This window comes from Chamaesiphon sp. GL140_3_metabinner_50, from assembly GCF_025361915.1.
Classification (GTDB): domain Bacteria; phylum Cyanobacteriota; class Cyanobacteriia; order Cyanobacteriales; family Chamaesiphonaceae; genus Chamaesiphon.
On record NZ_JANYJC010000036.1, the window covers coordinates 19,459 to 28,801 of the forward strand.

The window sequence follows — 9,343 nt, forward strand, 5'->3', positions numbered from 1 at the left end:
AGCATCGCCCGCACTGTCAGATCGACCAGACTCAGCGACTGAGTAGTTAGCTACTCGGACAAATTCACATAAATTACGTTACATCATACCAGCACCGATCGGCACCTATCGATTCTAGGCGACCGGGGATGCTGCTAATTTTCGAGGAAAATGAATGCCAAAGCAAATAATTATTGCGGAGCAACACCGCATAGGTGCCGTATTTGGGGAAGACCAAATTCAAGAACTGGTAGTAGCGACCGGACAACATCAGGTCAGTGATATCTATCTTGGCATCGTCGAAAATGTATTACAAGGGATCGACGCTGCGTTTATCAACATCGGCGATCCGTCGCGAAATGGATTTATCCACGTTACCGATTTAGGGCCGCTCAGGCTCAGACGCAGTGCTGGCTCGATTACCGAATTGCTCGCACCACAGCAAAAAGTGTTGGTGCAGATCATGAAAGAACCAACCGGGAATAAAGGCCCTCGCTTGACTGGTAATGTCAGCCTCCCCGGTCGCTATGTCGTCTTAATTCCGTTTGGCAAAGGTGTAAATCTGTCCCGGCGGATTCGCTCCGAAGGCGAACGGAATCGGCTCAGGGCACTAGCCGTACTCGCCAAACCCGAAGGGATGGGATTACTCGTCCGCACCGAAGCCGAAGACACCACAGAAGAGGCAATTCTCGAAGATCTCGAACAACTTCGCAAGCAGTGGGAAAGCGTCCAGCAGGATGCTAATTCTACCCGCGCACCAGCTTTACTCAATCGCGACGATGACTTTATTCAAAGAGTCTTGCGCGACATGTATTCGCAAGAAGTCAACCGGATCGTCATCGACTCAGACCAAGGTCTCAAACGTGTCAAACAGACTTTAGCTGGCTGGAATGACGGTCAATTACCCGCAGGCGTAGTCGTAGACAGACATCGCGAACGCCAGCCGATCCTTGAATATTTCCGCGTCAATTCAGCAATTAGGGAAGCATTAAAACCGAGAGTAGATCTACCATCTGGCGGTTATATCATCATTGAGCCGACCGAGGCATTAACGGTGATCGATGTCAACTCTGGTTCGTTTACCCGATCGAATACCTCCCGCGAAACCGTATTGTGGACGAACTGCGAAGCCGCCACCGAAATCGCCCGTCAGATGCGACTGCGAAACATTGCCGGGGTAATTATTATCGATTTTATCGATATGGATTACCGCAAAGACCAATTGCAAGTGCTGGAACATTTTAATAAACAGCTCCGCGTCGATAAAGCTAGACCCCAAATCGCCCAGCTTTCGGAACTAGGATTAGTCGAATTGACCCGCAAACGCCAAGGTCAAAACATTTATGAGCTATTTGGTGCAAGCTGTCCAACTTGCGGCGGCTTGGGGCATTTAGCCCACGTTCCTGGCGAAACTGTTTACGGTGCCGATGGCGAAGCAGTACCGATTTCCCTGGTTTCGAGCACGCCGCAGCGCGAACGATCGCGAGTTGGTAGCGTAGCTAGCAGAGGATTGCACCGCACCCCGCGCCGGAACGAGCGCACCATCCCCGATCCGCGCCAACCAGCCGAAGAGTGGGATAGCTTCAATCCAGAAAGTACCGAAACCGAAGATGACTTTAACTTAGTCGATCACCCCAGTTATCAGCAAAACGGAGCTAGCAAAAAACGTCGCCGCCGCGTGGGTAGAACCGATCGTGAGGAAGTCGTGCGGAACGTTCCCCGCCCGACACCCAGCACAGAGCGAGATCGCCCGCCAGTCGTCGTTAACGGTAATGCGATCGCCAGAGGTGTCAATCCAAATCCTCGCAACGGCACTCCCTCATTGACCGAAGATCGCACCCGCGCCTCTTTAGTTAGTAGTAAATTCGCACCGCCGGAACTTGAAGCCTACGTGCCAGAGCCGATCGAACCAGATCCGATCGCTGACATCGCCGACATCGCCGACATCACCGATGACACTCAGGCGCAAGAACGCGAACGTCCCGGCAAACCACAGCGGATTAAACCGACTCGTCCGACGATCGAACCACCAGAAATAGTGCATGTTGAAATGTCAGATCTGGAGAAAGAAACTTATGCCTGGATGGGAATTTCACCATTGGTAAAGTTGGAGCGAGAGTTAAATAATCCCAAAACAGCGATTATAAATATCGTATTACCTGGCAATCTACCCCCCGAAGCGTTGGCGGAGTCTCTCCCCAGGAGCATCGATTCCGAACCAGTCGCCGCAGTAGATAACGATGATGTCTCCCCCGATTTTGAATCGATTGAATTGACTGTCGCATCCATCCCTGATGATGAAGCGGTAATCGATTTTGAAGAAAAATCGCCTGTGGATGAAGTCGAAGCAGTGGTGGAGGCGATCGAAATCCCATCATTACCTACTCCGCTCGACGAGATGGTAGAAACCGACGCAACTCAATTAACCGAAGAGTTGCCCGAACATCGGCGACGCAAACGTCGATCTTCAGCAACTGTAGATTAATTTAAAAGCCCTCACCCTAAATCCCTCTGTCTTGTTGCGCTAAACCGTCGGGGAACAGAAGCGTGCGCGCACCGCTCCCTCAGGGAGAGGGACTTTAAATCTGGCTCCCTTCTCCCTCAGGGAGAAGGGCTGGGGATGAGGACGATTAACCTATGGACTATTATCGATCGATGTGACTAATTACGAATTAAGCCTGAAAGAACACCCGATCGCTGGTGTCGATGAAGTCGGGCGAGGGGCATTATTTGGCATCGTCGTAGCCGCTGCCGTTATTTTACCTAAAACAGCCGCGATCGATTGTCAAAATTGGGGTATTAAAGATAGTAAAAAACTCTCAGCTCGCTCGCGCGAATTATTAGTACCGCAAATTGAACAACTGGCGATCGCCTATAATATTGGTGTTGCTAGCGTTGCCGAAATAGATGCATTAAATATTCTTCAGGCTACCTTACTTGCCATGCATCGTGCGGTTACGGGTTTACCTGTTTTACCGCAATTATGTTTGATAGATGGTAATAAATCGATTCCTAATCTCGATATCCCGCAGCAAACTTTAGTCAAAGGCGAGGATAAATCGATTTCGATTGCGGCTGCAAGTATTTTAGCTAAAGTTTGGCGCGATCGGGTAATTTCCGATCTGGCAAATCTTTACCCCGACTATCATTTGGGCAAGAATAAGGGCTATGGTACCGCCAATCATCTGCTGGCGATCGCCAAATATGGCATCACCCCCGAACATCGCCAATCTTTTAGCCCCTGTAAAGTTGGGTATTTCCAATCTAAGCAATAATGTCGATCTTTTAGCCAGGAAAAATCTAATTACTAATTAATCGAAACTATATCTAACCTTTCCCCTTTCCCCCTCCTTCACAATTTAATTTAGCCGTCGCCTAATTTATCAACCCATCGGTTCACCCTTTAAAATACTGGGAACATGAGTAGAAGTGCGATCGGTTGTAGCTTGAATTGCTGTATTTGCCCAAGTCAGATAATCGGCTAATAATTGGTGCATCAATCTTTGCTCGAAGGTAATTAAAATACTTTTAAGCAAACTATTTCCTGCCGATTCGACGATCGGTTTAGGCATGAAACTTAATGGTACTGGAAGATCTACCTGAACTTCGAGATCGGCATGTCCGATTAGATATGTTTGCCCTTGCTGTTGACATGGCGATAATTTGCCAACTAGCGCGAGACTAAATCGTCGATCGATATAATCGATGCCGCGAATTTCACATTTGGTAGAAGCAATTCTGACAGTACCATCAGCCTCACTCCACACGCGCAAATAGACAGTCGGCTGAAGATCGAAACTAAAAAAACTTAGCGTTCGCATCGTCAGACAAAACTCATCATCACCTACTTGACGAATCCGATTGGCATCGACAAGCGATCGTACCAAACGGTGTGGCTGACGAAGATAGTGCTGAATGGGAATAGGATGTTTGGGTACGGCAATTTCCACCGATCGATCTGCTGTGAATTTAACGATTTGCATATATATAAATCGGGAAGTTAACTATGATTCCGACCGAAAAGAATTATTAAATTGTCAATTATTAACAGCCAGTAAGTTAGCTGGCGATGCTTATTTTCAGAGGCTACGCCAACGACTTCGCGAAAGTCGCAAGTCTGCCAACGAGTACCCAAATGCATAGCGAAAAAATAATATTTAATCGATCGATGGACACTCACGATAAAATGTACCTACTTAGAAGTTTATCGCATTGGCGATCGAGATTTCTAGCTAAAATTAAAAGATTCAGTATTTTGTCGAGTTAGTGTCAAAATTCTGGTAAGACTTCATGACTTTAAAAATCGCTCATTTGGGGCCGACAGGTACTTACGCTGAAGCCGCCGCCATCGCTTATGCTCAGGCGGAACTGGCTAACACCGACATTTGCTTACAGCCTTATACAACGATCGCCCAAACGCTGGCTGCCGTTGCCAGTGGCGAAGTCACACTAGCCATCGTTCCAGTCGAGAACTCGATCGAAGGTGGTGTGACAATGACAGCCGATACAATCTGGCAACTAGCCGCACCGCTCCAGATCCAACAAGCGATCGTCTTACCAATCCATCACGCGCTAATTTCAGTTGCGCCAAGTCTAAATCACATCGAAACGGTATATTCTCATCCGCAAGCTCTGAGTCAGTGTCAAGACTGGTTGCAGCAGCATTTACCCCAAGCCGCGCGGATTGCCAATAGTTCTACCACCGCAGCTCTAGCAACATTAGCCGCCAACCCCCAAGCCGCCGCCATCTCTTCAGTCCGAGCGGCAAACTTATACGAGCTGCCAGTTTTAGCGCAGCCAATTAACGATCGTCCCGATAACCAAACCAAATTTTGGGCGATTAGTTTACAACCGACACTAGCCGGAAACTGTACCTCTGTAGCATTTAGCTTGCGATCGAATACTCCCGGCGGCTTGATGCGGGCGTTGGGATTTTTTGCCAATCGGGGTTTAAATTTAAGCCGGATCGAATCTCGCCCTAGCAAGCGTTCGCTCGGCGATTATTTGTTTTTTATCGATATCGAAACCGATCTACATAATTGCCGCGAACTCAAGTCGGCTCTAGCCGATTTGGATGTTTACGCCGAAACCGTCAAAAATTTTGGTAGCTATTACACCAACAACGCCAGTTGTTAGCATCAGTGTAATGGGTGAGATCTAGAGTAGTAAACTGGGTATATTTAGTTAGAGAGGTTCAGATCCTCTGGTTTCTTAGGAAAAAATATGCATACTACCTTCCCAACCAATTTTGTGCAAACTGCGATCGCCTCTGGAATCGCTCTGGCTAGTTCTTTTTTAGGATTTAGTTTCACGGGAGTCGCACCTGCTAGTGCTGCGACATTAACTTATGCTGGCACTACTAGTACTGGTGGAGCGACATTTCAAGCATTCTTCAACGCAGTAGAGCCTACTCCTTAGTGTATTTCACTTTAAAGTCAACACTAACACCCGCTACGACTTTAGCAGCGTATCGACAGGCTGGCAAAACGTAATATCTCTGTATGAAAATTCTTTCAATCCTAGTAATAATCGTACTAATTTACTAAGTTCCTCTACTCAGTCTCCTAATGCTTCTGGCGTATCGACTTCGACTTTTTTCGTACCGTCGCTCACTGCTGGTATCGATTACTTTTTAGTCACTAGTGGTTCAAGAAGTAGCGATTTTGGTAATTTTAATAACACGATTTCTGGTGGGGGTGATATTTTACCTTCAACTACTACGGCAGTTCCCGAACCATTCACGATCTTCGGCACGTTAATCGGCGGTACAGCAGCTCTACGAATGCGAAAGAAGTTAGCTGTCCATAAAGCGTAAATCGAGTATAAATCCCCTCTTCAGAGGGGTGCCCGAAGGGCGGGGTGGGTCACATCTTCGCTGAAACCGATCGACTCCGAATGCTCAAACATTTCCGATCGAACTATGATTCTGTGCCAACCTTTTAGGGGTGGAGATAGTTGGGAAATGGTTTGCTTATAGCGGAGATCTACCCACCCCGCCCGTTGGGCACCCCTCCGAGGAGGGGATTTCTTTAGAAATTCGCTCGACAAAAAGCCCTGCTAGTTCAACACTAGCAGGGCTTTTAAATGATTAAACTTTTAATTCAATTCTAACTATGCAGGAGCAAACTGAGGTTTTTCAGGTACCACTGTGTACTCAGCTACGATTTGACGGAACTCTTCACCGTCGATCGTTTCTTTCTCGATTAAGATGTCTACCAAGCGATCGATTACCGAGCGATTTTCACGAACGATTTTGAGGGTTTCTTTGTGGCAACCATCGACGATTTCGCGAACTTGTTGGTCGATTTGGGCTGCTACTTCATCGGAGTACTCAGAACGCGCGCCCCAGTTACCACCCAAGAAGACTTCACCAGACTGACTTTCGAGTGACATTGGGCCGAGTTTAGACATCCCAAACCGGGTTACCATTTGACGCGCCATCGAGGTTACTTGTTGTAAGTCTCCACCAGCACCAGTAGTTACTTCGGAGTCGCCAAAGATAATTTCTTCAGCCGCACGTCCGCCGAGCGCACCACAGATCCGAGCGCGAAGTTGGCTCCGTGAAATTAGGGATTGATCCTCAGCAGGTGTGAACCAAGTCAAACCAGCCGCTTGTCCGCGTGGGATGAGAGTGACTTTTTGCAGCGGATCGTGAGCGGGAATTAGAGTTGCGATAATCGCGTGTCCGACTTCATGGTAAGCAATCAGGCGTTTGCTCTTACCATCGACTAATGGCGTACCTTCCATCCCAGCAACGACGCGATCGACAGCATCGTCGATTTCGAGGTTAGAAATGGCATCTTTACGACGACGTGCAGTGAGAATGGCTGCTTCGTTAAGCAAGTTGGCTAAATCGGCACCACTAAATCCAGGAGTCCGCCGCGCGATCGCCTCTAATGAGACACCTTCGCCTAATTTCTTATTCCGAGCGTGAACGTTGAGGATTTCAACTCGTCCGGCAACATCGGGTGGATCTACCTGTACTTGGCGATCGAAACGACCAGGGCGTAGTAGAGCCGAGTCTAACACGTCAGGACGGTTGGTAGCTGCGATAATGATGATTCCGGTATTACCTTCAAAACCATCCATCTCAGTGAGCATTTGGTTGAGGGTCTGTTCGCGTTCGTCGTTACCACCACCAATACCTGCGCCACGTTGACGACCCACTGCATCGATTTCATCGATAAAGATGATACAAGGTGCGTTTTCTTTGGCTTTTTTGAATAAGTCGCGGACGCGGGATGCACCCACACCGACGAACATTTCGACAAATTCCGAACCAGAGATACTAAAGAACGGTACCCCAGCTTCACCCGCGATCGCTTTAGCTAACAGGGTTTTACCAGTACCTGGAGGGCCGACTAGCAATACACCTTTAGGAATCTTCGCACCAACGGCTGTGAAGCGTTCTGGCTGTTTGAGAAAAGTTACAACTTCTTGCAATTCTTCTTTAGCTTCGGCAATTCCAGCAACATCATCAAACATCACCCCAGTTTTGGCATCCATCTGGAATTTTGCTTTGGATTTACCAAAGTTCATCGCTTGACCGGGGCCACCAGGCATATTATTAGAACGGCGGAACAGTAAGAACAAACCACCGATTAATAGTGCGGGGAAGACTAAGTTACCGAGGAAACCCCAGACTGCACCATCGTTACGGATGGGGTGACTGTCAAAGGAGATATTAGAATCTCTGAGTTTGGCAATTAGTTCTGGCGAATTAGAGGGTAAATCAACGCGGAGGCGTTGCATCCGGTTTTCGAGTTCTGGATCGATCGCTTCAACAATCGCGGTTCTACCACCATCATAGAGATCTACGGCTTTAACTCGATTGGCATCGAGATACTCTAAAAACCTGCCGTAGGTCATCCGAGTACTCGCTGTATTTTTACCAACTTCTGCCGTGACGGGTGTAAATGCCCCTTGCCAGACGAAAAAGCCGACAACGAGGACGGGAATCGTCCACAGTACTGCTAGTTTCCACGAAAACTTCATAAAATTGTTTGCCTTTTGGGATGAGTTAGGAGTTGAAATCGATTCTGCCGATCTTGTCAGCAGGTGGGAAGGCGGTTGGACTGGGCTAGTGCGAGTCGTTGCAAATCATCCAGCTTCCCGATCGACTCTGTTAATTCAGTTTTTCTATATAAGCTTTAAAATTTCTGAAAACATATCTTAATTAAATTTAACGTAATTCTCAGATTTGGGGAAGGGGGCAATTAGAGGATAGGGGATAGGGAATAGGGGATAGGGCCTGAACATGCAGAGCTTATAGCTTTCGCTGTCTGGGTTTCAGTCGATCGAGGAATTGAGCGTTTTACAAAATAAATTCACCTGTGGCGATTTTGATGACTCGACCACCGATGCTGACTGGGCAAACATCGGGTGTGTAGTCAGCTCGTAGGTAAAGCAAGGAGGATCTACCCATTTCGATGCCTTGTTCGACGGTAATGTCTAGCTTGGGACTGCCAAAATACTGCTGTTTGGCAAGATACGCCGCCAGACAACCATTAGCACTACCTGTCGCGGGATCTTCAGGAATACCAAAGCATTCTGTAAAAACCCGAACGTGTAGCTGACGTTCTGGATCGACGGTTTCGGGGCAAAATATTAAAATCGCTTGTGCTGGTAAATCGGCAACGACTCGTGCGTATAGCTCCAGATTTAACTTAGCCTTCCCGACCGTCGCCAGAGTTTTTAGGGGGATTATTATAAATGGTAACCCAGTCGAGACAGGCTCGATCGGATAGCCCGAATCAATATCGGTCGGATTTACGCCAATGACATCAGCAAAAATTTCCGCAGTTAAGGGATCGAAGAACTTTGGCTGCTGTTGGTGCATCCATAAAATATCTAGGTTGCTATCAACATAATTAAGATCGACTGGAATTTGACCGACCCGATAATTGAGATTGACTCGTTCGACCTGCTGCTTTAATATTTGCTGTTGGATGGCAAATGCCGTTCCTAACGTCGGATGTCCGGCAAATGGTAATTCAGTCGTTGGGGTGAAAATGCGGGTATTGTAGCCGCCATTAACTGGCTCTGTGTCGGTCACAAAGGTAGTCTCAGAGAAATTAATCTCCCGCGCGATCTGCTGCATCTGAAGATCGGTCAAATTCTCAGCATTCCAACACACAGCCAGTTGATTGCCCGTATATTTCCCCGTTGCAAACACATCTAAAATCGTAAAAGGAATGTTAGCCATTAGCTTCAAGCTTGATTTCCCTCATATTTTCCCACTTTACCAGCCGATCGAAGTCTAAACTCTCTCCCATCTCCCATCTCCCATCTCTTGACCCGATCGTTACAAACTATTACGAATTTACTCATAAATTAGCAAAAATACCGGAAAATGTTTGCGGAA

At 47.5% G+C, this 9,343-nt stretch carries 10 protein-coding genes; 6 read left to right on the plus strand and 4 right to left on the minus strand.

Going from position 1 to position 9,343, the window contains the following annotated elements; translation table 11 throughout:
- Positions 1-154: 154 nt before the first annotated feature.
- Both Q0R35_RS01660 and Q0R35_RS01665 read left to right on the plus strand, forming a co-directional pair.
- Positions 155-2,464 (plus strand): Rne/Rng family ribonuclease, encoded by a 2,310-nt coding sequence (locus tag Q0R35_RS01660; protein WP_295613819.1) that lies wholly within the window; start codon positions 155-157, stop codon positions 2,462-2,464.
- Between the two features lie 172 nt (positions 2,465-2,636).
- Positions 2,637-3,254, plus strand: a complete 618-nt coding sequence (locus Q0R35_RS01665; protein ID WP_295613821.1) for a ribonuclease HII — start codon at positions 2,637-2,639, stop codon at positions 3,252-3,254.
- Positions 3,255-3,362: 108 nt separating this feature from the next.
- Here Q0R35_RS01665 and Q0R35_RS01670 read toward each other — a convergent pair whose 3' ends face one another.
- Complete coding sequence (locus Q0R35_RS01670) at positions 3,363-3,962, minus strand: DUF1997 domain-containing protein (protein WP_295613823.1); 600 nt, start codon at positions 3,960-3,962, stop codon at positions 3,363-3,365.
- Between Q0R35_RS01670 and Q0R35_RS01675 the strand changes: the two genes are divergently transcribed.
- The 3 genes from Q0R35_RS01675 (at position 3,943) to Q0R35_RS01685 (ending at position 5,397) form a co-directional block, all read left to right on the plus strand.
- Positions 3,943-4,122: a hypothetical protein gene (locus Q0R35_RS01675; RefSeq protein WP_295613825.1), complete on the plus strand. Its 180-nt coding sequence runs from the start codon at positions 3,943-3,945 to the stop codon at positions 4,120-4,122. The two genes, Q0R35_RS01670 and Q0R35_RS01675, sit on opposite strands and share 20 nt — an antisense overlap.
- Positions 4,123-4,269: 147 nt before the next feature.
- On the plus strand, positions 4,270-5,115 hold the full coding sequence (gene pheA / locus Q0R35_RS01680; RefSeq protein WP_295613827.1) for a prephenate dehydratase: 846 nt from the start codon (positions 4,270-4,272) through the stop codon (positions 5,113-5,115).
- A gap of 87 nt (positions 5,116-5,202) precedes the next feature.
- Positions 5,203-5,397 carry a hypothetical protein gene (locus Q0R35_RS01685; protein WP_295613829.1) on the plus strand — a complete coding sequence of 65 codons (195 nt, stop codon included), beginning with the start codon at positions 5,203-5,205 and terminating at the stop codon, positions 5,395-5,397.
- 207 nt (positions 5,398-5,604) lie between these two features.
- Here the strand turns inward: Q0R35_RS01685 and Q0R35_RS01690 are convergent, their stop codons facing one another.
- Positions 5,605-5,733 (minus strand): hypothetical protein, encoded by a 129-nt coding sequence (locus Q0R35_RS01690; RefSeq protein ID WP_295613831.1) that lies wholly within the window; start codon positions 5,731-5,733, stop codon positions 5,605-5,607.
- Here Q0R35_RS01690 and Q0R35_RS01695 point away from each other — a divergent pair.
- Positions 5,723-5,794, plus strand: a complete 72-nt coding sequence (locus Q0R35_RS01695; RefSeq protein ID WP_295613837.1) for a hypothetical protein — start codon at positions 5,723-5,725, stop codon at positions 5,792-5,794. The two genes, Q0R35_RS01690 and Q0R35_RS01695, sit on opposite strands and share 11 nt — an antisense overlap.
- A 296-nt stretch (positions 5,795-6,090) precedes the next feature.
- Here the strand turns inward: Q0R35_RS01695 and ftsH2 are convergent, their stop codons facing one another.
- A complete protein-coding gene (gene ftsH2 / locus Q0R35_RS01700) occupies positions 6,091-7,974 on the minus strand; it encodes an ATP-dependent zinc metalloprotease FtsH2 (protein WP_295613833.1) in 1,884 nt (627 codons plus the stop codon).
- 319 nt (positions 7,975-8,293) lie between these two features.
- Complete coding sequence (locus Q0R35_RS01705; protein ID WP_295613835.1) at positions 8,294-9,184, minus strand: PhzF family phenazine biosynthesis protein; 891 nt, start codon at positions 9,182-9,184, stop codon at positions 8,294-8,296.
- Between the last annotated feature and the right edge of the window lie 159 nt (positions 9,185-9,343).

Coding starts and splice junctions, on each gene's coding strand:
- ftsH2 (WP_295613833.1), bottom strand. CDS start 7,974: ATGAAGTTTTCGTGGAAACTAGCAGTACTGTGGACGATTCCCGTCCTC.
- pheA (WP_295613827.1), top strand. CDS start 4,270: ATGACTTTAAAAATCGCTCATTTGGGGCCGACAGGTACTTACGCTGAA.
- Q0R35_RS01685 (WP_295613829.1), top strand. CDS start 5,203: ATGCATACTACCTTCCCAACCAATTTTGTGCAAACTGCGATCGCCTCT.
- Q0R35_RS01660 (WP_295613819.1), top strand. CDS start 155: ATGCCAAAGCAAATAATTATTGCGGAGCAACACCGCATAGGTGCCGTA.
- Q0R35_RS01670 (WP_295613823.1), bottom strand. CDS start 3,962: ATGCAAATCGTTAAATTCACAGCAGATCGATCGGTGGAAATTGCCGTA.
- Q0R35_RS01705 (WP_295613835.1), bottom strand. CDS start 9,184: ATGGCTAACATTCCTTTTACGATTTTAGATGTGTTTGCAACGGGGAAA.